Here is a 25,833-nt window from a genome sequence, read left to right as displayed (position 1 = left end):
ATGCGTGCATCAGCGACGGCGTGTCGCGGCCGGTCTGCTCGGAGCCGGCCGGTTCGTCCTGGTCAGCTCAGCCGGGCGACTCCGGCGAACCGGCCGCAGACCCCGGAGCGACGATAGGAGAAGAACCGCTCGTCCTCCAGCGTGCACACCGGGTGGTGGTCGATCTGGGTGATCCCTGCGTCGCCGAGCTGCGCGCGCACCCCGGCCGCCAGGTCCAGCGCCGGCGTCCCCCACGAGGTCGTCGACCACAGCTCGGGCAGCTGGTCTGCGGCCTGGCTGCGGAGCTGATCGGGCACCTCGTAGCAGCGACCGCAGATCGCCGGACCGATCGCCGCGTGCGTGACCGGCACCTCGGCCTCGGCCAGCGCCGCGACGGCGGTCGGCACCACATCCGCCAGGACACCTTTGCGGCCGGCATGCACCGCAGCGACGCCACCCGGGCCGGCGAGCAGCACGGGCACGCAGTCCGCGACCAGCACGGCCACAGCCGTGCCCGGTGTGGTGGACACGACCACGTCGGCTACCGGCTCCTCCCCCAGCGGGGGTACTGCCTGGGCGTCCCAGTGGAACACCTCGCTGCCGTGCACTTGCCGGATGAACGCCACCGGTGCGTCCGCCGCCTGGGCGAGTCGACCGCGGTTACGGGCGACCGCCGCGGGATCATCGCCCACCCCGGCGCCGAGGTTGAGCGAGGCGTACGGATCCTCGCTCAACCCACCGGCACGGGTGGTGAAGGTGGCCCAGGTTCCCGGGCCCAGGTCCGCGGTCAGCACTTACTTGAGGAAGTCGGGCACGTCCAGGTCATCGTCCCGGCGGCGCGGTTCCTCGTCGAAGACGTGCGGCACCTCGACCGGTGCTCCCTGGGCGGGCTGCTGGTTCGTCTGGTCGGGCCGAGTCGCCTGGACCGGCTGGCGCGGCGGCTCGGTGCTCACGGCAGGCTCCGGGCTCGGGGCACTGGTCGGTGCGACCTGAGCCGGTGGGGCGGGCCGGCTGGGCTGGGCCGGCGGAACTGCGGGCGCCGCGGCCGGCGCCTCCTCGGTCCGCGGTGCGGTCCGAATGGCAGGCTGCGGCTTGGCGTTCGTCGGAGAGCCGGAATCGAACCCGGCGGCGATCACGGTGACCCGCACCTCGTCGCCGAGGGCATCGTCGATCACCGCACCGAAGATGATGTTCGCCTCCGGGTGTGCGGCCTCCTGCACGAGCCGAGCAGCCTCGTGGATCTCGAACAGACCCAGATCGCTGCCACCTTGGATGGACAGCAGCACCCCGTGTGCGCCGTCGATACTGGCTTCCAGCAGCGGTGAGGAGATCGCCAGCTCCGAGGCCTGGACAGCCCGGTCGTCACCACGGGCGGACCCGATCCCCATCAGCGCACTACCGGCACCTTGCATCACCGACTTCACATCGGCGAAGTCGAGGTTGATCAGACCGGGGGTGGTGATCAGGTCGGTGATGCCCTGGACACCGGAGAGCAGCACCTGGTCGGCCGACTTGAACGCGTCCAGCACGGAGACGTTGCGGTCGCTGATGGACAGCAACCGGTCGTTCGGAATGGTGATCAGGGTGTCCACCTCGGCGCGCAGCGCGTCGATACCGGCGTCGGCCTGGACGCCGCGGCGCCGGCCCTCGAAGGTGAACGGTCGAGTGACCACACCGATGGTCAGCGCGCCCAGGGACCGGGCGATCTTGGCGACCACCGGGGCTCCGCCGGTACCGGTGCCACCCCCCTCTCCGGCAGTGACGAAGACCATGTCTGCGCCGCGGATGACCTCCTCGATCTCCTCGGCGTGGTCCTCCGCCGCCTTCTTGCCGACCTCGGGGTCGGCGCCGGCGCCCAGGCCACGGGTCAGTTCCCGGCCGACGTCGAGCTTGACGTCGGCGTCGCTCATCAGCAGGGCTTGAGCATCGGTGTTGATGGCGATGAACTCCACGCCCTTCAACCCGACCTCGATCATCCGGTTGACGGCGTTCACGCCGCCGCCGCCGATGCCGACCACCTTGATGACCGCCAGGTAATTCTGCGGTGCCGCCACGTCGATCCCTCTCGTTCGGTGCTCGGTTGCTTCTCTCAACCCTCAACCTCAACCTGAGGTTTAGAGTTATGTCATTCTTTGGCACTGATGACGCTAGGTGCCACCTTCCGGTTCGGCAATGACCTCGGCGGGTGTGTCGCGAGTGTCGACCGCCGGTGGGCGTGTCGGCCCCTGGGCGTGTCGGGCTACTCGCTCTCCGGTTCTCCGATCGTGATCGGCGCACGGGGCGCCGAGACGTCATAACCGGTCGCCTCCACCTGCCGAATGGTCTGCAGCACTTCGACCTTGAGTGGATTCTCCGCAGAGCTGCCCCAGAACACCTCGACGCCGTCCGGCAGCTCAAAACTCACCTGGTTCGGCGACGGCGCGCTGGCGGCGGCTACTTCGGCGAGCAGGTCTTCGGGCAGAGCATCCAGCACCTCCAGCACGGCGGTCAATGAGGCAGCGGTACTCTCCTCCCCCAGCGGCACCGCCACCTGTGGCAGGTCCTCGGCCGGCTCATCCGCCCGGCTCAGCACCACACCTTCGCCATCGAGGACGGCGTACCGGTCGCCGTCCTGCACGATCGCCACCGGGACCCGCGGCTCGATCACCACCTGCAGTCCGTGCGGCCAGGCCCGCTCCAGATGAGCGTCCCGGACCCCGACGATCGTGGTCAGCTCCTCCGCCAGCCCAGCGGTGTCCAACCGGGCCAACGGGGTGCCGTCCGCAGCGGCGACGATGTCCAGCACCTCCTCCTCGGAGACGATCTGGTTGGTACCGGTCACCTCGATCTCTGCGCTGCGCAGCGCGAGCAGCGCAGAGAACAGCACCACGTAGGCGAGTACGGCGAGGACCAGGGCACCGCCGGCCACCAGGGCGATCGTGCGCCAGCGCAGCCGGCGCACCGCCGCGCGGCGTTCGGCCAGCCGCTCGGCGAACTGCGCAGTGACCCGCCCTCGCTCGCGACCCGGGGCTGTCAGCTCGCGCGCCCGCGGTGCCACCGAGACGGTGCTGCGGGTACCGGTCTCCTTCGTGGTCGCGGGCTTGGCTGAGGTACGGCCCGTGCTGGTCGTCGCGGCTGATGTGGCCCTCTTCGGGCTCTCGGCGGTCGGCGTGGCCGTACCGGCCTTGGTCGCAGTGCTGGCCTTGCCAGCTGCGCCAGACTTGCTCGCCGTACCGGCGTTGGTCGCAGTGCTGGCCTTGCCAGCCTTGCCACCCTTACCGGACTTGCCGGTCTTCTTGGCAGCACCACCGGACGTAGCCGTCGTCGTCTGCTGGCCGGGCTCCGGGCGCTTCTGGCCGGCCCGCACCCGCGGCTGGGTCGGCGCTCTCATCGCTGCTCCTGCCCGCCAGTGGTCAGTCGCGCCAGGATCACCGGGCCGAGCGCGGTGACGTCCCCGGCGCCTACGGTGAGCACCAGGTCGCCAGGCGCGGCGAGGTCGGCGACGGCATGCGCGGCCTGCTGATGGTCGGGTAGATACTGCGCTCCGGGGAGCCGGTCGGCGATCAGCGCGGAGGTGACCTCCGCCCGTGGCTCCTCCCGGGCCGGGTAGATCGCGGTCAGTACTACGGCATCGGCGGCGGTCAGGGCGCCGGCAAAGGCTTCCGCGAACGCCTCGGTCCGGGAGAACAGGTGTGGCTGGAACAGCACCAGCACGCGCCCGCTGCCGGCGACCCGCCGAGCGGTGGCCAGCAGGGCGGCGACCTCGGTGGGGTGGTGGGCGTAGTCGTCCACTACCCGGACCCCGCCCGCACTGCCACGGTCCTCGAACCGGCGTGCGGTCCCGGTGAACGTGCCCAAAGCCCGCGCCAGTGCCTCCGGCGGCGCTCCGAGCTCTCGTCCGGCGCACCAGGCAGCTGTCGCGTTACGCAGGTTGTGCTCCCCGGGCACCACCAGGGCCAGCGTCGTGGGCGGTTCGTCGGAGCCGGCATCGACCAGCACCGCGCTCGAGCCCTCGGCGCCCAGCTCCACCGCCTCGATCCGCACCTGAGACAGGCCCTCGACCGGTGCCGCACCGTAGCCGAGCACCCGAACCCCCTGGGCTGCCACCCGGCGGGCGAGCGCAGCAGCACCGGGATCATCGGTGCAGGCCACCAGCAGACCGCCGGGCACGATCCGAGCGGCGAAGTCGGCGAACGCCTGGTGCACGGCTTCCTCGGTGCCGTAGTGGTCCAGATGATCGGGCTCGATATTCGTCACCACGGCGACCCGGGGGTGATAGGCGAGGAAGGACCCGTCCGACTCGTCCGCCTCGGCCACGAACGTTCCGCCCTCGCCGAGGTGGCCACCGCTGCCCCGGCCGCGCAGCTGTGCGCCGATCGCGTAGCTCGGGTCCGCGCCCAGATCGGCCAGGGCGAGTGCGAGCATCGCCGAGGTCGTGGTCTTCCCGTGCGCTCCTGCCACGGCGACGAAATCCTGTTCCCGCGCCGCGCGGGCGAGCGCCTCGGAACGATGGATCACCTCGATCCCCAGCTCGCGGGCCGCGAGCACTTCCGGGTTGTCCGGGCGGATCGCCGTGGAGACCACCACGACGTCCGCGCCGTGCACGTGCTCGGCGTCGTGGCCGACGTGCACGGTGGCACCGAGCGCCGCGAGCCGCTGCAGCACCGGGGAGTCAGCCTGGTCCGAACCGCTCACCTCGGTGCCCTGGGCCAGCATCAGCTCGGCGATCACGGACATTCCGGCGCCGCCGATCGCGATGAAGTGCGCCCTCATCGGGGGCCTCCGCCCGCCTCGAGCACGAGATCGGCCAATCGAGCGGCGCCGTCGGTGATCCCGGCCCCGGCGGCTTCGGCGCCCATCCGGGCGCGCAGACCCGCATCGATGGCCAGCGGCAGCAGGTGCTCGCGCAGCCAGGTGCTGCTCAGCTCACTGTCCTCGACCAGCAGCCCGCCACCGGCGCTGACCACCGGGCGGGCGTTCAGGCGCTGCTCCCCGTTCCCGATCGGCAGCGGGACATAGACCGCGGGGATGCCCAGGGCGGCGAGCTCGCTGACCATCCCGGCCCCGGCTCTGCTGATCACCAGATCGGCACAGGCCAGCGCCTGCTCCATCTCGGTGAGGTACTCGCGCACGTGATAGTGCGCGCTCACCTGCGCAGGTGCAGCGCCGAGCAGCTCGAGGACTCCGGCCGACTTCCCCTTCCCGGTCAGGTGCAGCACCTGGGCGCCGGCCTCGACGAGCGCAGTGGCCACCAGCGGGATGGTGGCATTCAGCCGGGCGGCGCCCAACGACCCGCCGGTCACCAGCACAGTGGTGCGCTCAGGGTCCAGACCGCAGAACTGCGCACCGGCGACCGAGCGTGCGACTGCATCGGTGGCCCGGTCCCGGACCAGGTCCGCGATCGCCGGCCGCAGCGGCAGGCCGACCAGACGCGCCTTCGGCAGCGGAGTGCCGTCGAACGTGATTCCCACAGCGGCGGCCCAGCGGGCGCCGAGACGGTTCGCCAGCCCCGGCCGGGCATTCTGCTCGTGCACCACGATCGGTACGCCCGCCGACCGGCCGGCCAGGTACGCCGGGGTGGCGACGTACCCACCAAAACCCACGACGGCCGCGGCACCCTCGATCGCCGCCCGGGCGGTAGCCGTGGCCGACCGCCACCGGCGGGGGAAGCGCAGCGCGTCCATCGAGGGGCGGCGCGGCAGCGGCACCTTCTCGATCTCGGTGAGCTCGAATCCGGCCGCCGGCACCAGCTCAGCCTCCAGCCCCTCAGCGGTGCCGAGCAGCACCAGCTCCGCGTCCGGACGGCGCCGGCGTAGTTCGGCGGCAGTGGCGAGCATGGGGTTGACATGCCCGGCCGAGCCGCCGCCGGCGAGCACGAAGACCTCAGCCACGCTCGTTCCTCGAGCCCAACCGTCCGGAGATCACGGCCAGGGACCGGCGCATCGACCCCTTCCGGGCGGCGAGCGCCTCCCGGGCGCCGGGCTCGTCCCGCGCGAAGGCGAGCACCATCGCCAGCGCGGCGATCGTCGTCACCAGGGAGGAGCCACCCTTGGAGACCAGCGGCAGCGGCAGGCCGATCACGGGGAGCAGCCCGATCGCCACCCCGATGTTGATCACTGCCTGACCGACGATCCAGGAGGCGACGGCTGCGGTGGTGATCTTCACGAACGGGTCCGGGTGCCGAGCGATCACCCGACACAGCCCTACCGCCAGGACGACGAACAGGGCGAGCACCAGCAGGCAGCCGAGCAGACCGAGCTCCTCACCGATGATCGCGAAGATGAAGTCGTTGTCCCCAGCAGGCAGCCAGAGCCACTTCTCCTTCGAGGCGCCCAGCCCGACACCGGACAGCCCGCCGGAGCCGAGCCCCCACAGTGCGTGGTCGCTCTGGTAGCCGGTGCCGTTGGGATCAGCCTCGCCACCCATACCGAGGAAGTGCAGGATGCGCTGGGTCCGGTTCTCCGAGGAGACCGCCAGGTAGGCCACCAGGGCGACCACTGCGCATCCGGCCACCACGAACTTCGAGACCGGTACACCGGCGACCCACAGGGAGCCGGCGATCAGCGCGATGAACACCAGCGCGGTGCCCAGGTCGTGGGAGTACAGCACGGTACTGAGGAAGACGGCGGAGACCACCAGGGCCGGGAAGATCACGTGCGACCAGTGCGCCAGCAGCTTGCCCTTGGTGGCGAGCACGGCACCGAGCCAGAGCGCCAGGCCGAACTTAGCGAACTCCGACGGTTGCAGCACGATCGGGCCGAGCGCCACCCAGTTCGCGTTCCCGCCCTCGCCGAGCACCAGCGGGGTGAACACCAACGCCTGCAGTGCGAGCGTGCCGATCATCGCCGCCCAGGCGAGTGCCCGGTAGGCACGCACCGGCAGCCGAGACATCGCGAAGGCGACCGGGATCGCGATCAGCGCGTAGCTGGCCTGCCCGACGAAGTCGGCGAACGGGTTCGCACCCTCGGTCGCGTTCAGCGCGTAGATCGAAGACGAGGAGAGCACCATCACCAGGCCGAGGACCAGGAGCAGGATGGTCACCCCGCCGATCAGGTAGTAGCTGGTCACCGGAGACTGCCAGGCGGCGCTCTGCGCCCACGGTGCCTGGCGCTTCTTCCGGGTCGGGCCGCTGCGGCGGCTGCGGGTGCGGGCCGGTGCGGGCCGGCGACTCCGGGTCGCCGTGGTCAGCGTGCTCATCTGCGCTCCCCGGCCACCTGTGCCACAGCAGCGGCGAACGCATCTCCGCGGGCCGCATAGGAGGTGAACTGGTCCATCGACGCACAGGCCGGCGCGAGCAGCACCACATCGCCAGGCTGGGCGAGGGCGGCGGCACGGGTCACGGCAGTGCTCATGACCTCAGTGTCGCCAGCGGGCACCACGTGGCGCGGGATGTCGGGCGCGTGTCGGGCAAGTGCACTCTCGATAGGCTCCGGATCGAGACCGATCACGACGGCGGAGCGCAGTTTGGCCGCAAAGCGCGCCACCAGTTCGTCGAACCTGGCCCCCTTGGCCAGCCCCCCGGCGATCCACACCGTCCCGCCCTCGGGCATCGCCGCCAAGGCGGCGGCGGCGGCGTGCGCATTGGTCGCCTTGGAGTCGTCGATGTAGCGCACACCGTCGATCTCGGCGACCGGCTGCATCCGGTGCGGGCCGCCGGTGTAACCGCGTAGCCCAGCGGACACGTCCGCCGGCTCCACTCCGGCGGCCCGGGCGAGCGCAGCCGCCGCGAGGGCGTTCGCCACCAGGTGGCCCGGGACGTCGTGCTCGGACCCCTGGTGCAGGTGAGCCAGATCGGCAAGGGTGCCCACCTCTGCGGCGTGGCTGGCTCGATTGGGCACGAATGCGCGGTCCGCGAGCACATTCTCGACCAGGCCCACCTCGCCGAGGGCCGGAGTGCCGAGAGTGAAACCGATCGCCCGGGCGCCCTCAGCCACCTCCGCCTGCTCGACCATCTGCCGGGTGCGCGAATCGGCGCTGTTGTAGACGCAGGCCAGCCCGGTGCGGGCATAGACCCGCGCCTTGTCCGCCACATAGGCGTCCATCGAGCCGTGCCAGTCCAGGTGGTCGGCGTCGATGTTCAGGCAGGCGGAGGCCACTGGGGCGAGAGCGTGGGTGAAGTGCAGCTGGAAGCTGGAGAGCTCCACGGCGAGCGCATCGAGCGGCGCCGGACCACTGCGAGCGGCGAGCACGGTCTCGGCGATCGGGGTGCCCACGTTTCCCACTGCCGGGGCGTTCCAGCCGTGTGCGGTCAGCATCGAGGCGAGCATCCCGACCGTGGTGGTCTTGCCGTTGGTGCCGGTCAGGGTGAGCCAGCGGATACCGGGCGGCGCGATCCGCCACGCCAGCTCGACCTCGCTGATCACCTCCACTGCGGCGCGGGCCAGCATCGGGGTGCGCGGGTTCCAGCCCGGCGAGGCCACGATCAGGTCCGGTTCCGCGGCCAACGCCCTCTCGGCAAGCCGGTCCGGATCCGCCTCGGCGACCAGCGGCACCTGCGTAGGAAGCTCGACCCGGTCGGCCACCTGCGGGTCGGCGTCGGCAGCTATGACGCGGGCACCGATCTCGGTGAGCACGGCGACTGCGGAGCGCCCCGAGGCGCCCAGCCCGGCAACGAGTACCCGGCGGTCGCGGAACTCGTCGATAGTCATGCTCCACCCGTGCCGTTCGTGGCCGGGGTATGCGGTGCCTCGCTCCGGCAGATCTCGTTCCTCGACCTACCTCCGTGAGGGCTCGGCACACTCATCCAGTGACCCACTCGGCGTAGAACAGACCCAGCCCCAGGCTCGCGAACAGCGCGGCGATGATCCAGAACCGGATCACGATCGTCACCTCACCCCAGCCGAGCAGCTCGAAGTGGTGGTGCAGTGGAGCCATCTTGAAGACCCGTCTGCCGGTGGCCTTGAAGAACCCGATCTGGATCACGTCGGAGAGGATGATCACCACGAACAGGCCACCGATGATCGCCCCGAGGATCTCGGTCCGGGTGAGAATGGTCAGTCCGGCGAGCGCACCACCGAGGGCGAGCGAACCGGTGTCACCCATGAAGATCTTCGCCGGCGAGGCGTTCCACCAGAGGAAGCCGAAGCAGGCGCCGACGATCGCCGCGGCCACGATGGCCAGGTCCCGCGGGTCTCGCACCTCGTAACAGCTCGCACCGCTTTCGGAGGCCACCACGGAGAGCACCTGGCAACTCTGGTTCATCTGCCAGAAGGTCACCAGGGTGTAGGCGCCGAACACGAAGATGCTCGCCCCGGTGGCCAGACCGTCCAGACCGTCGGTGAGGTTGACGGCGTTCGACCAGGCGGTGATGAGGAAGTTCGCCCAGATCACGAACAGCACCAGGCCCAGGCCGGCCCCGGCGAAAGCCAGGTCCAGCCACAGGTCGCGGGTGAAGGAGATGTGCGTGCTCGCCGGCGTGCGGAACCGTTCGTTCGGAAACTGCAGCACCAGTACCGAGAACACCACGCCGACCACGCCCTGGCCGACGATCTTCCACAGCGGGCTCAGCCCGAGGGAGCGCTGCCGGGTGATCTTGGTGAAGTCGTCCAGGAACCCGACCACCCCCAGGCCGACCATCAGGAACAGCACCAGCAGCCCGGAGGCGCTAGGCATGTTGCCGGTGACTGCGGAGGCGAACGCGTACGCCACCAGCGTGGACACGATAATGACCACCCCACCCATGGTGGGGGTACCGCGTTTGGTGAAGTGCGCCGTCGGGCCGTCCTGACGGATGAACTGGCCATAGTTGCGGTGCACGAGGAACCGGATGAACAACGGGGTGCCGAGCAGGGAGACGATCAACGCCACAGCCCCGGAGACGAGGATCGCGATCACTGGCCCGCCTCCTGCAGCTCACCCGCGGCGAGGCGTTCGGCCAGGCGCATCAGGCCCGCCCCGTGGGAGGACTTCACCAGCACGACGTCCCCCTCCGTGATCAGCGTCGCGAGCAGCTGCTCGGCTTCTTCGAGGCTAGCGGTGCTGTGCACCGAAACGGCGCCCGCCGCGCGCGCACCCTCAGCAATCGGAGCGGCACCGGCTCCGATCGTCACCAGCACCTGCACTCCGCTGCGCACGCTCTCGGCTCCCACCTCGGCGTGCTCAGCCGCACTGGTGGCGCCGAGCTCGAGCATCTCACCGAGCACGGCCACCGTGCGTCGACCGTTCGCGATCCGCGGCAACGTGTGCAGTGCTGCGCGCATCGAGTCCGGGTTGGCGTTGTAGGAATCGTCGACCACCGTGACGCCACCGATCTCGGTGACCTGCATGCGGTGGGGGCTCAGCGCTCGGGCGCCGGCCAGCGCGTGGACCACCTCTTCGGCGGACCTGCCCAGGGCCAGCGCCGCAGTAGCCGCAGCGAGCACGTTGCTCACGTGGTGCTCCCCGACCAGCGCCGTGCTCACCGGTGCCGACCCCTCCGGCGTGACCAGGGTGAAGGCCAGCCGGCCGGCAGCGTCGGTGTGCACCTGCGTCGCCTGCACCTGCGCAGTAGCCGCGGTGCCGTAGTCGATCACTGCGCGACCCGCCGCCACGGCTGCCATCGCGGCCACCCGGGGGTCGTCGGCGTTCAGCACGGCGATGCCGTCGGCGCGTAGACCCTGCACCAGCTCGGCTTTGGCCGTGGCGACGTTGTCCACGCTGCCGAAACCGCCCAGGTGGGCCCGGCCGACCATCAGCACCACTGCCACGTCCGGTGGCGCGATCGAGGTGAGGTAGGTGAGGTTGCCCGGAGCATCGGCGCCCATCTCCAGCACCAGCACCCGGGTACGCTCATCGGCCCGCAGCACCGTCAGTGGCAGTCCGATCTCGTTGTTGAACGAACCGACCGGGGCAATCACCTTCGCCGAGGCACCCAGGATCTGGGCCAGCACGTCCTTGGTGGTGGTCTTACCCACGGAGCCGGTGACCGCTACCACCTGCAGGTGCGTGCGCTCGCGCAGCCGCGCCAGGACCTCTCGGGCGAGGTCGCCCAGGGCGCCCGGCACATCGTCGACGAGCAGGGTGGGGATCGGGGCATCCGGTACCGGCCGGCTCACCAGGGCCGCCACTGCGCCGTTCGCAGCGGCTGCGTCCAGGTAGTCGTGCCCATCGACGTGTTCACCATCGATCGCGGCGAACAACGAGCCCGACTCAGCGCGCCGGGAGTCGACCACCACCGGGCCGGCCACCGGCTGGTCCCCAGGGGTCTCCGGCAGGGCGGCTCCGACAGCCGCGGCAATCTCGGAAAGGCGCAGAGCGATCATCGGTCGGCGTCGCGCTCAGCGAGAGCGGCGCGAACCTCCTCCCGGTCGTCCAGGTGGTGGTCCACCCCGGCGATCTCCTGCAGGGTCTCGTGCCCGCGCCCGGCGATCAGCACCGTGTCCGCGGGGCCGGCGGTCAGCACCGTGCGGCGGATCGCCTCGGCACGGGGCGCCGCCTCGAACACGTCCACCGTCCGACCCGCGCGCTGCGCCTCCGGTACCGCGCCGAGCGCGCCGGCCATCACCTGACGGCGGATAGTTCCCGGGTCCTCGTCGTGCGGGTCGTCGTCGGTGACCACGACGACGTCCGCCCCGGCCACTGCCACCCGGCCCATCTGCGCGCGCTTGGCCTTGTCCCGCTCGCCGGTGGCGCCGAAGACCACCAGCAGGCGGCCCTTCGTCGTGGGGTGCAACGCACGCAGCACCAGCTCCATGGCCTCGGCGTTGTGGGCGAAGTCCACGATGCACCGCGGCGTGGCCGCCACCTGCTCCATCCGCCCCGGGACATGCGCCCGCAGGCCGTCACCGAGCACCGTGTGCAGCGTGTGCGCGGTCAGCCCCGACTCCAACGCCATCGCCAGGGCCAGTGCCGCGTTGGCCACGTTGAACCGGCCGGGCATCCAGATCGCCGTGGACAGGCTGTGCCCGTCACGGTGGGTGAGGGAGAACGAGGTGTGGTCCGCACGCCCGACGGTGATCGACGCCTGCCAGTCAGCATCCGGTCCATCTGGGCGGGTGGAGACGGTGACCACCGGGATACTCGCCTGCTCCGCCATCCGGACCCCCCACTCGTCGTCGACGAGCACCACACCACGCCGGGCGCGCTCGGGGGTGAACAGCTCGGCCTTGGCGGCGAAGTAGTTCTCGATCCCGCCGTGGAAGTCCAGGTGGTCAGCGGTCAGGTTCGTGAAACCGACCAAGTCGTAGACGATGCCGTCCACGCGATGCTGGGCCAGCGCGTGCGAGGAGACCTCCATCACCAGGTCGGTGACCGACGACTCCCGCATCCTGGCCAGCAGCGCCTGGATCGCCGGTGCCTCCGGAGTGGTCAGCCGAGCCGGTACCCGCTCCTCGCCGACCTTGAGCTCCACGGTGCCGATCAGTCCGGTGGTGCGCCCGGCGCGGCGGATGATCTCCTCCAGCAGGTAGCTGGTGGTGGTCTTCCCGTTGGTTCCGGTCACGCCGAAGGTGCGCAGCTGCGCGGCTGGTTCGCCGTAGATCCACGCGCTCACCCGGCCGAGCACCGCGCGCACCTCGTCAGCGACCAGCACCGGGACAGCCGCGTCGCCGAGCAGCTCACGCCCAGCGGGGTCGGTGAGCACCGCCCTCGCACCGGCCGCGACAGCAGAGGTCGCAAAGGTAGCGCCATGCTGATGTGCACCGGGCAGGGCGGCGAACAGGTCACCCGGGTGCACCCGACGGTTGTCCAGGGCTACACCGGTGATCTGAGCCGCACCACCGGAGGTGGTGAGGTTGAACGCAGAGGCAAGCTCCGCCGTCGTCCGTACCGCCGGACTACCCGTGGTGTTCATGATGTCGAAATCTACCGCCCCAGCGGGCTCAGGACTCATCGGGAGTGAGCGGATACGGGTCGGCCGGCTCACCACTGGGTGGCACACCGAGGGACTGCAGGGCGAACGAGGAGATCTCCTGGAACACCGGCGCCGCGATGGTCCCGCCGTAGATTCCGCTGTTCGGGTTGTACATCACCACGCCGACGGTGATCGCCGGATCGTCCGCCGGGGTGATCCCCACGAACGAGGCAGCGACCTCGGTCAGCTGGCCGGACGGTCCGGGCATCTGCGCGGTCCCGGTCTTGCCGGCTACCCGGTAGCCGTCGATCGCGGCATGGCTACCGGTGCCCTCGTCCGAGGCGACCACGCTCTCCAGCATCCGGATCATCTGGTCCGAGGACTCCTGGGAGGCCACCCGGACCGGTTCGCTGCGCTCGGCCTCGACCTGCTCGCCGTTGCAGTCATAGCCGGCCACCAGCTGCGGCGAGTGGTGCACACCGCCGTTGGCGATGGACGCGAACACGCCCGTGTTCTGCAGCAGGTTCACGCTCAGTCCCTGACCGAACATCGTGGTGTATCGCTGCCGGCCGTCCCACTCCTCCGGTGGTTCCAGAAGACCGCGCGTCTCCCCCGGCATCGCGATCCCGCTCTGCTCGCCCCAGCCGAGCCTCTGCATGTACTCGTACCGGGTCTGGTCGCTGACCATCGAGCCGATGTTCACCGTGCCGGTGTTCGCGGAGTGCGCCAGCACCCCGGTCGTGGTGAGCGTCTGGTCCGGGTGCTCGGTGTGGTCGTGGAAGACCTGACCGTTGTCGGTCGTCAGCTGGTAGGGGTCCTCGATGGGGGTGGTCGGGGTGATCTCGCCCTCTTCCAGTGCGGTCAGCACGGTGAGCACCTTGCCGGTCGATCCTGGGTCGTACACGTCCTGGATCGAGTGCGCACCGGTGTAGCCGGAGGTGTCCGGGTCGTTCGGGTCGACGGCGTCGGAGTCGGCTAGGGCGAGGATGTTGCCGTCCCGGTCCAGCACGACGGCGGCGCCCCACTCTGCGCCATAGGTCTCGACGGCCTCGTCCACCACGTTCTGGGAGAAGTACTGCAGGTCGGTGTCGATCGTCAGCTGCACCGTGCAGCCGGGCATGGCGGCGTTGCCGGTGCGCTGACCGGTGGGGATGACCTGACCCTGCGCACCGATCTCCACACTGAACTCACCATCGGTACCGAGCAGCCGGTTGTTCAGCGAGGACTCCAGGCCGGCGGCGCCGTCCCCCTCGGCGTTCACCCAGCCGAGGATCTGGCCGGCGGTGTTCCCGTTCGGGTAGACCCGATCGAAGGTCTCCTCGGCAGAGATGCCGGGAATGTTCAGTGCGGCGATCTCTCGCCAGACCTCGGGTGCCACGTTCCGGGCGAGGATGACGTAGCCGTCGTCACCGACCAGCTGCCCACCGAGTGCGTTCACGTCCCGGTCGAGGATCGGTCCGAGCTGCTCGGCTGCCGCGGCAGCGCCGTAGCCGACCACCTCACCGTCGTCGTCCCGCACCTTGTACTCGGACACGAACCGCTGGTCCACGGCGATCCGGTAGGTCTGCGCCGAGGTGGCGAGCACGTTCCCGTTCGCATCGACGATGTCCCCCCGGGGCCCGTGCTCGACGTAGGTACGGCTGCGCTCGGCCTGGGCGGCCGCGGCGAGGGCCGGGCCGGCCACCAGCTGGACGTAGACCAGCCGCGCGGCAAACGCCAGCACGACCACCAGCAGGGCGGCCAGGAGCACGGACTGCCGCTTCTCCGGCTGCCCCACCCGAGTGAATGCGTTCGACATCTGCCCTCCTGCCTGTTCTAGTCCTCACCGACCAGCGGTGCGTCGCGACCGAGGATCGCGTTGTCGGCCAACGTGATGTATCGCATACCGTCGGCCGGTTCCATCCCCAGCTCCTCGGCCTGCTGCTGCAGCAGCACCGGAGAGGACAGTCGCTCCACCTGCTGGGCCAGCGACTGCTCGGTCTCGGAGAGCCGGGCCAGGTGGACCTGCTGATCGTGGATCTCATACGCCGTGGTGGCCATCGCGGTGTTCAGCATCAGCACCCCGAGCAGTGAACCGACCAGGATGGTGACGCAGAGCAGGATGAATCCGACCCGGCTGCGACCCGCCGCCGGGGCACGGACGATGCGCAGGCGTGGCCGCCAGCTCCTTACTGCTGCGGGTGCGGCTGACCGCCCGGGTACTGCGCTCATGACCTCACCCCGCCTTCTCGGACTCGCATCGCCGCCCGGAGGCGTACCGATGCCGACCGGGGGTTCGCCTCGCGCTCGGCCTCGTCGGCTTCTTCGGCGCCGCGGGTGAGCAGCTCCAGGTACGGTTCATGACCGGGCAGCGGAAGCACGAGCCCGGGCGGCGCCGAGGAGGTGGCCCCTTCCACCAGCGCGCGCTTGACCAACCGGTCCTCCAGCGACTGGTAGGACTCCACCACGATCCGCCCGCCCACGGCGAGGGCGCCGATCGCTGCCGGGAGAGCGTTCTGGAGTGCCTCGAGCTCGGCGTTCACCGCGATCCGTAGCGCCTGGAAGGTGCGCTTGGCCGGGTTGCCGCCGGTGCGGCGGGCCGCGTGCGGGATGCTCTCCCGGACCAGTTCGACCAGCTCACCGGAGCGAGTGATCGGGTGCTGTGCGCGACGCCGCACGATCGCGCCGGCGATCCGGCCGGCGAACCGCTCCTCACCGTAGGTGTGCAGGATGCGGCGCAGCTCGCGCTCGTCCGTCTCGGCGAGCAGCTCAGCGGCGGTGGCTCCGGTGGTCGGGTCCATCCGCATGTCCAACGGAGCGTCCTGAGCGTAGGAGAACCCCCGGTCGGCCTCGTCCAGCTGCAGCGAGGAGACGCCCAGGTCGAACAGGATGCCCTGCACGCGAGCGCCGGAGCCGTGGGATCGGGCGACCTCACCGATCGCGTCGTAACGGGCGTGCACGGGGGTGAACCGGTCACCGAACGGTGCCAGCCGCTGACTGCTCAGCTCCAGCGCGTGCGGGTCGCGGTCGATACCCACCAGGTGCAGCTCGGGAAACCTACGCAGCGCGGCCTCTGCGTGTCCGCCGAGGCCGAGGGTTGCGTCGATGAGCACCGCGCCCGCCGATCCGATCGCCGGGGCGAGAAGATCCAGGCACCGCTGCGCCAGCACGGGGAGGTGCCTGGCGGGGGTGGTCATCTGGGTCATGGCCTTCCTGGATCGGGTCGCTGGTGGTGCTGGGTGGAGCGTTGCGGTGGAGCGAAGTGGAGGAGCGCTGTGGTGGAGCGAAGTGGAGCAGCCCGGCTGGGATCTGGTTCCGCCACCCGGCCTGGACTCTCCCCGCCTGCTCTGGCGCCGGGGAAGTGCGTCAGAGACTGCGGTGAGAGACCAGGTCGGGCGGAGGCTCAGAAGCCGGGGACCACCTCCTCGCTGATATCGGCGAAAGACTGTTCGTTGGCGGCGAGGTAGGTGTTCCAGGCCTCGAGGTCCCAGATCTCGACCCTGCCGCCGGCACCGACGACGGCGAGCTCGCGCTCCAGGCCTGCGTATCGGCGCAGTTTCGAGGTGAGGGTGACCCGGCCCTGCTTGTCCGGGATCTCGTCGTTGGCACCGGAGAGGAACACGCGGATGAAGTCTCGGTTCCGCTTGGACGTGGTCGACGCCGTCTGTATCTCGGCCACGATTTCCTCGAAGGTGGCCATCGGATACCCGTACAGACAGCGGTCCTGACCTGGGGTGATGACGATTCCGCCGGCCATCTGGTCGCGGAATTTTGCGGGCAGGATCAGGCGGCCCTTGTCGTCCAATCGAGGTTCATACGTACCGAGGAACAAGGTTCCACCCCCTTCCTACGCGCTCCGGATGACCCCACTTTACTCCACATTCCCCCACATGCAACGCCAACAGGGCATGTTTCCGTCCTCTGACCGCGAGAACCTGCAGGTCAGAGCGGGTGGTGGGAAGTGGAGGACTTATTCAGCAGCGTTGCCTCGCCCCTTTCGCCGTGCCGGATCCCCCACCACGATTAGGCTCGTCTTCATGCCCGCCCAACCCGCCCCGCCCACTCCACCCGAGCACCCCCTCCCGTCGGTGCCGCCCGTACGGTCGGCCCCAGTGCCGGTGGCCGGGGCCGGCGCGACGGGCGCGACGGGCGCGACGGGTCCGGGGCCCGGGGACGATGCGGCGGGCGCGGCGGGTCCGGGGCCCGGGGACGGCGAGACAGCCGCGACCGGACAAGCCCCGACAGCGAGCAAAGATGTGGATCCGGTGGCGGCGATCCGACGGCTCGAGGGGAACCTCACTCAGGTGCTCCCCGGTCGACCAGAGACCGTCCGCACGATCCTGGCCACCTTCCTGGCCCACGGCCACCTGCTGCTGCACGACGTCCCCGGCGTCGGGAAGACCACAGTGGCCAAGGCCCTGGCCAGATCGGTGTCCGGCACGCTCGGCCGGATCCAGTTCACCCCGGACCTGCTGCCCAGCGACCTGACCGGGGTCACCATCTACCGGCAGGAGACCGGCACCTTCGAGTTTCATCCCGGCCCGCTGTTCGCCACTGTGGTGATCGGGGACGAGATCAACCGCGCGTCCCCGAAGACACAGTCGGCCTTGTTGGAGTGCATGGCCGAGCGGCAGGTCACCGTGGACGGCACCACCCACCGGCTGCCGGAACCGTTCATGGTGATCGCCACGCAGAACCCCGTGGAGATGGACGGCACGTACCGGTTGCCGGAGGCCCAGCAGGACCGGTTCATGGCGCGGGTGAGTCTCGGTTACCCACCCGACGCCGAGGAGTTCGCCATCCTCGCCACCGGCGGATTCGGGGATCCGCTCAGCGGAATCGAGGCGGTGATGAGCCCGGAAGACGTCAAGGCCGCTGGGGCAGCTGTGCGTGCGGTGCACGTCTCGGACTCGGTACTGCGCTATCTGATGACCGTCCTGCGCGCCACCCGCGAGCACGAGAGTGTCCAGCTCGGCGCATCCCCGCGCGCAGGCCTGCACCTGGTAGCGCTCGCCAAAGCGCTCGCCTACCTGCAAGCCCGTGACTACGTGCTCCCCGACGACGTGCAATCGCTCGGTGTGGCGGTGCTGGCCCACCGGCTCACACTGGCGCGCACGGCTCGGGTGGAGGGCACGGTGGCCGAAGACGTCGTGGCCGACATCCTCGCTCGGGTTCCGGTGGATTCCTGAGCAGGTAGGTGCCAAGCGATGCGTCCCACGGCTCGTGGTCTCGGCCTGCTGCTCGCCGGAGCGGTCCTCGCGTTCCTCGCGACCTCGATGCACTCGGCGACGCTCGGCTCGTTGGCTGCCCTCACCCTCGCCGCACCGGTCGTTGCTCTGCTCTGGGTGGCGCTGCACCGCGTCGGCTGGCCCCGGGTAGACCTGCGCCGCAGCGTCCAGCCCCGCCGCCCGGTGACCGGGCAGTGGGCAGACGTGCAGCTCCGGTCCGTCCCGGCGCGCCTTCCGGCGTGGACCACCCTGCGCGAACGGCTGCGCGGTGAGGTGGAACGGGGCAGTGGGAACAGCAGCGGCTATCGGGTGCGTCCACTGCGCCGCGGCCTGCTCCAGCTGGGGCCCGCTGTCGTGCTGCGCACCGACCCGCTCCAGCTGATGCGTTGGCGGCACGTGGCCGGAAGCAGCACGGAGGTGCTGGTCTGGCCGGCCACCACCGACGTCGCTGATCTGGTCCAGCTCTGGCCGCAACGCCACCCGCGACCGAGCGAGTCAGGTCAGCCGGAACGCAGCATGGACGACCTGACCCTGCGTGACTATCGGCGTGGGGACGACCTGCGCCGGATCCACTGGCGTTCCTCGGCACGACACGGTGAGTTGCTGGTCCGCCAGGACGACCCGATGGCCGATACCAGCCTCGGGCTACTGCTCGACCTCGGGCCCACGGAATCCTCCCCCGCGGCAGCGACCGAGTGGACAGTGAGCGCCTGCGCCTCGCTGGCCGTGGCACTGCTGGCCGACGGACAGGAGATCCAGCTGGCGTTGGCGCCTGCCCGGGAGGCGGTACCGGTCACCGAGGTCCCGACCACCCTGGACGCCTTCGCCCGGGTCGGCACCGGGTGGCCGCCCCTTCCCGAGGCGACCGGGCACGGCGCACTGGTGGCGGTGCTCCGAGAACCGTCACCTGGTCTGCTCCGCGAGCTCGGCGCCCTCACCACCGCCCGGCAGTGCTTGGCCTTGCTGGTGGATGCCGACCGCGAGGCCGGCCCGGAGCTCGCCGCGGCGGGTTGGCTGGTGCATGGCTGCGACTCCGGCGAAGAGATCTCAGCGATGTGGAGCCGCACGCTCGAAGCCTGGAGCCACCAGTGATCCGCGCCGTCCTGCTCAGCCTCGCCACCGCGATCACCGCACTGGCGAGCACGTTCGCCCTGGACCGGTTGGTCGCCCCCTCGCTCTGGCTCGCTCCGGTGGCCACCACGGTAGTGGTGATCTTCACCGTGCTCTCCCTGCTACGCCGCTGGACGCGTCGCACGCTGCTTCCGTCACTGGTGGCGACGCTGGCCGCCGTGCTCACCATCACCGCCTGGTACGCGCACGACGATGCGCTCCTCGGCATCCTCCCGACCAGGTCCGCGGTCACCACGCTGTACCTCCTGTTCGGCCGTGGACTGACCTCGATCGAGGTGGCACTGCCACCGATCGACGACGCCCCTGGGGTGGGGTTGATGGTCACCTGCGCCATTGCCCTGGTCTACCTGCTCGCGGACCTGCTCGCCGTCCCGGGCAAGTCGCCCGCCTGGGCGTTGCTGCCGATCCTGTCGATCTGGGCTCTCCCGGTGCTGCTGCTGGCCCCGGTGCGTACTCCGGCGATCGTGGCCACCGGGGTGGGTTTCCTGGCCATGCTGGCGACCGGTGCCGAAGCCTGGCGGGAGCCGACCGGGCGAACGAGTCCGCGCCGGATGGGAGCACTGGCGGTGCTGACCGCTGGTGTGCTCGCCGTCGCGCTGGTCGCCGCACCCTGGGTGCTGTCCATCCCCAGCCCGGTGCGTTGGCACTCGCCGGCCGAGCTCGCGGACGCCGATTCCACCCGCCTCGACCTGGGCCTGGATCTGCGTTCGGACCTGAACCGCCCTCGGGACGCTGTGGTGATGACCTATGAGGGAGCGAGCCCGCGTGAGCTGGGACCCTTACACGCCTATACGCTCACCACCTTCAACGGCTCCACCTGGGACCGCACGCCGCCCGAGGAGTGGGAGAACGCCGACAACCGACTGCTCTGGCCGGACCAGGTGGAGACTGAGGAGGGCGAGAGCGCGACCATCACGATCACCGACCTGGGACAGGATCGCCTGCCGATCCCGGGCGAACCGCGCCGCGTCGAGGTGGACAGTGCGACCTCCTACTCTGCCGCCGCCGACGAAGTCCGGCTGGAACAGGCGGCACCGGGCGAGCTGACCTACCGGGTGACGTACCGGACCCGGGATCTGAGTGCCGCCGCGCTCTCGGACCTCGATCCCACCGAGCTCGATGCAGACCCCGCCCTGCTCCAGATCCCGGACACTGGTTACGGACCCGATGTCGCCGAGCTGACCCAGGAGATCGTGACCGACGCCGGTGCCGAGACCGCGTACGAACAGCTCCTCGCGGTCCAGAACTATCTCCGTGACCCCGAGCTGTTCACCTACACCGAGTCGGTCACCAGCGCCCGCACCCGCGATGCGGTGTGGGACTTCTTGCATGACCGGCGCGGCTATTGCGTACAGTTCGCCACCGCGATGGTGGTGATGGCCCGCACGCTGGATCTGCCTGCTCGAGTGGCCGTGGGTTACCTGCCCGGTGAGACTCAGGAGGACGGGACCGCCAGCATCAGCGCGCACCAGGCCCATGCCTGGCCCCAGGTGCTGTTCCCGGACGTCGGCTGGGTACGGTTCGAGCCCACCCCGGGTGTGCAGGCCGGGACGACACCATCCTGGGCGCCGGAACCTGCTGCGCAGACTCCGGAACCGCCGACCACCGGGCCGACGCAGACCACCGAACCGGAGGAGGAGACCTCCACGACCACCAGCGCCGAGGAGGAGAGTAGCGAGGAAGCCAGCAGCGAGGACGGGACCGAGGCGGCCGGCACCGCCGATCCTTCCTCGGCACTGCCCGGCATCGTGGTGCTGGCTGCACTGCTGGTGATCGGGCTCGGTGGGGCTCTCGCGGTCCGGCGCTATCGGGCGCGCTCCAGCGGTGAGCTCGAGACCGGATGGCACCAGGCGGTCGGCGTCGTTCGGGCAGCCGGGGGGCAGGTCCGGCCAGGCTCCACACCCCGGGCGGTGGCCGCAGCCGGCGACGACGTGCTCAGCAGCGAGTCCGCACGCTCAGCGCTGCATGCCCTCGCTGCCGCCGTGGAACGGTCCCGGTACGCTCCCGGCGGCAGGGACGCCGACCCGCAGACGGTGCGGGAGTGGGTGACGCAGATCAAGTCCGACCGTAAGGATCGCGACGAGATGAAGGAACGGGCCGACGCACCGTAGCCGGGGCCCGGGCCGGTCGGAGCCCTAAGGAACGAGCCGACGCACTCTAGCCGGGAGGCCCGGGCCGGTCAGGTGAACTGTCCGGGCAGACAGCGGCGTAGCGAGTCGGTCAGCGACCGTCCCCGTCTCGCCGATGATCCCACCGGTCTTCGAGCTTGGACATGAAGCCACCGCTCTGCTTGCGCTTGAGCTCGTGCACGTTGCTCGCCTGCGCCGGGGGCGCCGGTGCGTGCTTGGGCCGAGAGATCGCGAGCATGACGCCGGCGAACATGGCGAGGAAGCCCACGATCCCCAGCACCACATAGCTGGTGGCCGCTCCGGCGACCAGCAGTCCAATACCAGCCAGCCCGAGAAGGGTACCCAGGACGACGTTTCGAGGACGCCGCACTGAAGCCCCCGAGATCGTGTCCGCGAGCTTGGGATCGTCGGAGCGCAGCTGCTGCTCCATCTGCTCCAGCACGCGCTGCTCGTACTCGGAGAGAGGCATGGTCACCTCCCAATCATGTTCAGGTCCGCCTCGGTGTGAGGTTGCTCCCCTCAGGATATGTCCCCGGAGCCGTTCTCGGTAGTTGTACCGCGAACGAGTGACCCGACTGTGAGCGAACCGACGCCATATCGTTGCCGGACATCGTCCATCGCCTGCTCGGCGAGGCGTCGCCCGGTGTCGTCCTCGTCCAGTCGCCCCTGCACGGCCGTGGTCGCCGAATCGCTCAGTGCGTCACAGCGCAGACCGAGCAGTCGGATGCCGTCCGGCGGGATCCTCACGCCGGCGAGCAGTTCGCGGGCGACCAGGTAGAGCTGGTGAGCCACGTCACTGGGAGCCTCCAGCGAACGCGACCGGGTCAGCGTAGTGAAGTCGGCATACCGCACTTTGATCGAGACTCCGCCGGCAAGCAGCGCACCGCCGCGCAGCCGGGCAGCACACCGGTGCGCCTGGTCGAGCAGTACGGCGGCAAGGTCGGCGCGGTGGAGGAGGTTCGTGCCGAAGGTCTGCTCGTGGCCGATCGACTTCTCCCGGTGTACCGGCTCGACCGGCCGCGGGTCCCGTCCCCAGGCGAGATCGAACAGCCGCTGTCCGCCGGAGCGACCGATTGCCTGCTGCAGCGTAGCCGGGGGCGTGTGCGCCAGATCGGCCACAGTATGGATCGCCAACCGGGACAGACGCTCGGCGGTCCGCTCCCCCACCCCCCACAGGGCACCGACGGGCAGCGAGTGCAGGAACGGCACGGTCGCCTCCTTCGGAATCACCAGCAGACCGTCGGGCTTGGCGTGGCTGGACGCCAGCTTGGCGACGAACTTGGTGGCTGCGACACCGACAGAGGCGGGCACCCGCAGCTCGGCCGCGATCCGCTCGCGCAGCCGGCGAGCGATCGCCGCCGGCGCACCGAGCCGGCGCCGGGCACCGGAGACGTCCAGGAACGCCTCGTCGATGCTCAGCGGCTCCATCACCGGGGTCACCTCGGCAAGGATGGCCATCACCCCGCGGGAGATCTCCCGGTACCGGTGGTGGTCCGGGCTGATCACGACCGCCTGCGGGCAGAGCACCCGGGCCCGGGTCATCGGCATCGCCGAATGCACACCACTGGCCCGCGCCTCGTAGGTGGCGGCCAGCACGACACCTCGGTGCTGGCCACCGACGATCACCGGCTTTCCGCGCAGCTCCGGTCGGTCGATCAGCTCCACCGACGCGAAGAACGCGTCCATGTCCACGTGCAGGATCGGCGTCTGGGAGTCATCGCCGCCCCAGTCCCTCCGGGCCGCGGCGCTACGCGGACCCCTGCTCATCGTCGCCCCGCTCCGGCGGTCACGACGCCAGTCGCGTCGGCCGGGCCGATGCGGTCACCGTGTCCCGGACCAGACCGACGAAATCGGTAGCTGCGGCGACCAGCTCTTCAGCCTCCCCCGGCGTCAGCCGGACGGAGCGGCCGGACTCGATCGCGGCCCGGGTGTCGGCTCCCTGGGCGAAGTAGCCGGCCCACTCCTGCCAGTCCGGGCCACTCTCGGCGAGCTGTTCCCAGACGCTGCGCACCCGGCGCCGGCGCCCACCGGGTACCACCTGGACCTCCAGCACGCCGGCGGCAGCCCGCAGTGCCGCCATGTGCGCGTGCAGGAACGCCTGCTGGGGATCCTGGCCGGAGGTCACGTGGGCCAGCTCGTCCTCGGCCCGGCGCACCAAGCGAGCTGCGCTCATAATCGCCATCTCGGGACCTCCGTACTCCAGTTCGTCCAACCAGTATCGAACATTCGTTCTACTTCTGTCAAGAGTGGATGCGGATCCGACCTCGGCTTCGCGCTAGCGTCGGGGTATGCCCCGTCACCCGTCGAAACGGACTGCCTCGCGCGATCTACCTGTCGGCCCGATCAGCACCACTCACGCCACCGTAGAGCTGACCACCGACAGCGGGGACCCGGACGGTGTGATGCTGCTGATCGACGGTGCGGAGAGCTCACATCTGGACCTGGCCGACCCGAGTCATCTGGTGTTCGAATACATGCAGCAGATGATGGCAGTGCTCGAGGAGTCCATCGAGATCGACCGGCTCCGCGCCGTGCACCTCGGTGGAGCCGGCTGCAGCCTGGCGCGGGCGATCGAGGCGCAGTGGCCGAACTCGCGGCAGATCGCGGTGGAATGGGATGCCCAGCTGGCCGGCTACGTGCGGGAGTGGTTCGACCTGCCCCGGTCACCGCTGCTGCGGATCAGGGTTGCCGACGCACGCGAGGCGACCGAGTCGTTTCCCGCCGGTAGCAAGGATGTGGTGGTGCGAGACGTCTTCGTCGACCGGCAGCCACCGGCACACGTACGCAGCGTCGAGTTCACCCAGGCGGTTTCCTCGGCGCTGACCGGACAGGGGATCTACCTGGTGAACACGGCGGACCGCCCACCGCTGACCCTGGCGCGCCGGGAGGCGGCCACCGTCGCTGAGGTGTTCGAGCACGTCCTGGCGATCGCCGAGCCGGGAGTGCTCAAGGGCCGCCGGTACGGGAACGTGGTGCTCGCTGCCGCCCACCACCCCCTGCCCGCGCGCCATCTGGCCCGCCGGATGCGCTCACTGCCGATCCCGGCCACCGTGCTGGACGCGGCTGCGACCCGGGAGTTCATCGGGACGTTCCAGCCGTTCACCGACCCGCCGGACCAGGCCGCCTGAACGAGCAACGGCCCGCATCCCGATCCGGGATGCGGGCCGTTGTCACGATCGGCTCAGACAGCGCGGACGCTCTCGGCCTGCGGGCCCTTGGGGCCCTGCGTGATCTCGAACTCGACGCGCTGCGCCTCCTCGAGGGTGCGGTAACCCTCGGACTGGATGGCGGAGTAGTGGACGAAGACGTCGTCGCCGCCACCGTCCTGGGCGATGAAGCCATAGCCCTTCTCCGCGTTGAACCACTTGACGGTTCCTTGTGCCATGTCGTGCATGTCCTTCCGGGGACTTCTGTGAGACGAGCCTTGTGCTCGCTCCTTCTGATGCCGCAATGCTTCGCCCCACGTCAGCGCGAGCGGCCGGCACCACCTGGATGCGATGGCCGCCCGTGAGACCTGCACTGGTGTGTGCGTGCCCCGGGTCCTACGTAAGTCAAACGCTTGCAACGCCTGCCAGTCTGGCATGTCCGGTGAGCACCGCGCTAGCACTATCGAGTTTTCGGTGCGTCCCGGCAAGGCGCCACCGCCCGGCGGTGATCACCACGACGGCGCTGCGCCGCCGTGGCGAGCGGCCGGTACCTTGGGCCTACTCCCCCGGGGCGTCGCCGTCCTTGCCGGCCAGGAACGCCTCGAACTGGGCGCCGAGCTCGTCAGCGCTGGGTAGCTCGTCCATCGGGGTGGCGCTGACCGAGCGGCCGGGATCACCGGCCGCCTCACGGAACTGGTCGAACTGGCGCTCGAGGGCGGCCACCACGGCGGTGACCTCCTCAGACTCCGAGACCTGGCGGTCGATCTCGCCGCGCACCTGGGCACCCGCTGCCTCCAGGTCCCCGACCGGCAGGCTCAGGTCCCCGGCGCGAGCCACCTGGCGCACCAGCTCGGCTGCCGCCTGCGGGTAGTCCGCCTGCGCCAGGTAGTGCGGCACATTCGCCGCGAAGCCCATCGCATCCCGGCCACGCCGGCCCAACCGGAGCTCGAGCAGAGCGGCCGCACTGGCCGGCACCTGCACAGCAGAGAAGTAGTTCGGGTAAGCCTCGACCAGCTCGGGCCGGGTGCCGTGCGCAGTGACGGTCATCGGCCGGGTGTGCGGCACCCCCATCGGGATCCCGTGCACCCCCACGGTCAGCCGGACCCCGAACTCCTCCACCAGCGTCTGCACGGCGGCGACGAATCGCTCCCACTGCAGGTCCGGCTCCAGCCCGTGCAGCAGCAGGATGGGGGCGCCGTCATCATCGCGGACCAGGTCCAGCACCAGCTCCGGTTCGTCGTAACTGGTCCAGGCGCTGTCCTTGAAGGTCATCGCCGGGCGCCGAGACCGGTAGTCCAGCAGCGCGTCCATGTCGAAGCCGAGCACCCGGGTGCTCGGCAGCTTGCTGGTCAAGTGCTCGGCCAGCAGCCGACCCGCGCTCCCGGCGTCCATCGAGCCCTGCAAGGCGTGCACCAGTACCGGCGCCTCCCCCTCGACAGGAGCGGGGGCGTCGTCAGCCCAGCGGTACAGCTCTCGTGGATCGTTCATCGTCT

23 protein-coding genes are annotated in these 25,833 nt (G+C 70.2%); 4 read left to right on the top strand and 19 right to left on the bottom strand.

Annotation, left to right across the window (positions count from 1 at the left end; all coding sequences use genetic code 11):
* Window positions 1–62: 62 nt before the first annotated feature.
* The 14 genes from FU260_RS08055 to mraZ all read right to left on the bottom strand — a co-directional run bounded on the left by FU260_RS08055 (window position 63) and on the right by mraZ (window position 16,538).
* Complete coding sequence (locus FU260_RS08055) at window positions 63–773, bottom strand: purine nucleoside phosphorylase YfiH/LACC1 family protein (RefSeq protein WP_147916591.1); 711 nt, start codon at window positions 771–773, stop codon at window positions 63–65.
* Window positions 774–2,033 (bottom strand): cell division protein FtsZ, encoded by a 1,260-nt coding sequence (gene ftsZ / locus FU260_RS08050; protein ID WP_147916590.1) that lies wholly within the window; start codon window positions 2,031–2,033, stop codon window positions 774–776.
* 185 nt (window positions 2,034–2,218) lie between these two features.
* Entirely contained in the window at window positions 2,219–3,349 is a 1,131-nt protein-coding gene (locus FU260_RS08045) for a cell division protein FtsQ/DivIB (protein ID WP_147916589.1), read from the bottom strand.
* Window positions 3,346–4,731, bottom strand: a complete 1,386-nt coding sequence (gene murC / locus FU260_RS08040) for a UDP-N-acetylmuramate--L-alanine ligase (RefSeq protein WP_147916588.1) — start codon at window positions 4,729–4,731, stop codon at window positions 3,346–3,348. The genes FU260_RS08045 and murC overlap by 4 nt, the downstream gene beginning before the upstream one ends.
* Window positions 4,728–5,849: an undecaprenyldiphospho-muramoylpentapeptide beta-N-acetylglucosaminyltransferase gene (gene murG, locus FU260_RS08035; RefSeq protein WP_235912243.1), complete on the bottom strand. Its 1,122-nt coding sequence runs from the start codon at window positions 5,847–5,849 to the stop codon at window positions 4,728–4,730. The genes murC and murG overlap by 4 nt, the downstream gene beginning before the upstream one ends.
* Window positions 5,842–7,155, bottom strand: a complete 1,314-nt coding sequence (locus FU260_RS08030) for an FtsW/RodA/SpoVE family cell cycle protein (protein ID WP_147916587.1) — start codon at window positions 7,153–7,155, stop codon at window positions 5,842–5,844. The genes murG and FU260_RS08030 overlap by 8 nt, the downstream gene beginning before the upstream one ends.
* On the bottom strand, window positions 7,152–8,606 hold the full coding sequence (gene murD, locus FU260_RS08025; RefSeq protein ID WP_147916586.1) for a UDP-N-acetylmuramoyl-L-alanine--D-glutamate ligase: 1,455 nt from the start codon (window positions 8,604–8,606) through the stop codon (window positions 7,152–7,154). The genes FU260_RS08030 and murD overlap by 4 nt, the downstream gene beginning before the upstream one ends.
* Before the next feature lie 91 nt (window positions 8,607–8,697).
* Complete coding sequence (mraY, locus tag FU260_RS08020; RefSeq protein WP_147916585.1) at window positions 8,698–9,792, bottom strand: phospho-N-acetylmuramoyl-pentapeptide-transferase; 1,095 nt, start codon at window positions 9,790–9,792, stop codon at window positions 8,698–8,700.
* The gene (locus tag FU260_RS08015) at window positions 9,789–11,198 is read right to left on the bottom strand and encodes a UDP-N-acetylmuramoyl-tripeptide--D-alanyl-D-alanine ligase (RefSeq protein ID WP_147916584.1); all 1,410 of its coding nucleotides are present in this window, start codon (window positions 11,196–11,198) and stop codon (window positions 9,789–9,791) included. The genes mraY and FU260_RS08015 overlap by 4 nt, the downstream gene beginning before the upstream one ends.
* Complete coding sequence (locus FU260_RS08010) at window positions 11,195–12,727, bottom strand: UDP-N-acetylmuramoyl-L-alanyl-D-glutamate--2,6-diaminopimelate ligase (RefSeq protein ID WP_147916583.1); 1,533 nt, start codon at window positions 12,725–12,727, stop codon at window positions 11,195–11,197. Before FU260_RS08010 ends, FU260_RS08015 begins: the two co-directional genes overlap by 4 nt.
* Window positions 12,728–12,755: 28 nt before the next feature.
* Complete coding sequence (locus FU260_RS08005) at window positions 12,756–14,525, bottom strand: peptidoglycan D,D-transpeptidase FtsI family protein (protein WP_147916582.1); 1,770 nt, start codon at window positions 14,523–14,525, stop codon at window positions 12,756–12,758.
* Between the two features lie 17 nt (window positions 14,526–14,542).
* The gene (ftsL, locus tag FU260_RS08000) at window positions 14,543–14,938 is read right to left on the bottom strand and encodes a cell division protein FtsL (protein ID WP_147916581.1); all 396 of its coding nucleotides are present in this window, start codon (window positions 14,936–14,938) and stop codon (window positions 14,543–14,545) included.
* Window positions 14,935–15,903, bottom strand: coding sequence for a 16S rRNA (cytosine(1402)-N(4))-methyltransferase RsmH (rsmH, locus tag FU260_RS07995; RefSeq protein WP_147919380.1), 969 nt, complete (start codon window positions 15,901–15,903; stop codon window positions 14,935–14,937). The genes ftsL and rsmH overlap by 4 nt, the downstream gene beginning before the upstream one ends.
* Window positions 15,904–16,109: 206 nt before the next feature.
* Window positions 16,110–16,538 carry a division/cell wall cluster transcriptional repressor MraZ gene (gene mraZ, locus FU260_RS07990; RefSeq protein WP_147916580.1) on the bottom strand — a complete coding sequence of 143 codons (429 nt, stop codon included), beginning with the start codon at window positions 16,536–16,538 and terminating at the stop codon, window positions 16,110–16,112.
* Window positions 16,539–16,971: 433 nt separating this feature from the next.
* Between mraZ and FU260_RS07985 the strand changes: the two genes are divergently transcribed.
* Genes FU260_RS07985 through FU260_RS07975 form a run of 3 tightly spaced genes read left to right on the top strand, consistent with a single transcriptional unit; the run spans window position 16,972 to window position 21,176 of the window.
* Complete coding sequence (locus tag FU260_RS07985) at window positions 16,972–17,895, top strand: AAA family ATPase (RefSeq protein ID WP_235912242.1); 924 nt, start codon at window positions 16,972–16,974, stop codon at window positions 17,893–17,895.
* Window positions 17,896–17,913: 18 nt separating this feature from the next.
* Window positions 17,914–19,026 carry a DUF58 domain-containing protein gene (locus FU260_RS07980; RefSeq protein WP_147916578.1) on the top strand — a complete coding sequence of 371 codons (1,113 nt, stop codon included), beginning with the start codon at window positions 17,914–17,916 and terminating at the stop codon, window positions 19,024–19,026.
* The gene (locus FU260_RS07975) at window positions 19,023–21,176 is read left to right on the top strand and encodes a transglutaminase TgpA family protein (protein WP_147916577.1); all 2,154 of its coding nucleotides are present in this window, start codon (window positions 19,023–19,025) and stop codon (window positions 21,174–21,176) included. Before FU260_RS07980 ends, FU260_RS07975 begins: the two co-directional genes overlap by 4 nt.
* Before the next feature lie 109 nt (window positions 21,177–21,285).
* Here FU260_RS07975 and FU260_RS07970 read toward each other — a convergent pair whose 3' ends face one another.
* Genes FU260_RS07970 through FU260_RS07960 form a run of 3 tightly spaced genes read right to left on the bottom strand, consistent with a single transcriptional unit; the run spans window position 21,286 to window position 23,367 of the window.
* On the bottom strand, window positions 21,286–21,663 hold the full coding sequence (locus FU260_RS07970; RefSeq protein ID WP_147919379.1) for a DUF3040 domain-containing protein: 378 nt from the start codon (window positions 21,661–21,663) through the stop codon (window positions 21,286–21,288).
* 50 nt (window positions 21,664–21,713) lie between these two features.
* On the bottom strand, window positions 21,714–22,961 hold the full coding sequence (dinB, locus tag FU260_RS07965) for a DNA polymerase IV (protein ID WP_147916576.1): 1,248 nt from the start codon (window positions 22,959–22,961) through the stop codon (window positions 21,714–21,716).
* A gap of 19 nt (window positions 22,962–22,980) precedes the next feature.
* Window positions 22,981–23,367, bottom strand: a complete 387-nt coding sequence (locus FU260_RS07960) for an SAV_6107 family HEPN domain-containing protein (RefSeq protein ID WP_147916575.1) — start codon at window positions 23,365–23,367, stop codon at window positions 22,981–22,983.
* 115 nt (window positions 23,368–23,482) lie between these two features.
* Here FU260_RS07960 and FU260_RS07955 point away from each other — a divergent pair, with 115 nt between their 5' ends.
* On the top strand, window positions 23,483–24,322 hold the full coding sequence (locus FU260_RS07955; RefSeq protein ID WP_168211694.1) for a spermidine synthase: 840 nt from the start codon (window positions 23,483–23,485) through the stop codon (window positions 24,320–24,322).
* A gap of 53 nt (window positions 24,323–24,375) precedes the next feature.
* Here the strand turns inward: FU260_RS07955 and FU260_RS07950 are convergent, their stop codons facing one another.
* Window positions 24,376–24,579, bottom strand: coding sequence for a cold-shock protein (locus FU260_RS07950; RefSeq protein ID WP_147916574.1), 204 nt, complete (start codon window positions 24,577–24,579; stop codon window positions 24,376–24,378).
* A gap of 319 nt (window positions 24,580–24,898) precedes the next feature.
* Window positions 24,899–25,828 carry a proteasome assembly chaperone family protein gene (locus FU260_RS07945; protein WP_147916573.1) on the bottom strand — a complete coding sequence of 310 codons (930 nt, stop codon included), beginning with the start codon at window positions 25,826–25,828 and terminating at the stop codon, window positions 24,899–24,901.
* Window positions 25,829–25,833: the final 5 nt, after the last annotated feature.

The organism is Ruania zhangjianzhongii (genome assembly GCF_008000995.1).
Taxonomy (GTDB): Bacteria; Actinomycetota; Actinomycetes; order Actinomycetales; family Beutenbergiaceae; genus Ruania; species Ruania zhangjianzhongii.
This window is presented reverse-complemented; position numbering and strand designations above follow the sequence as displayed.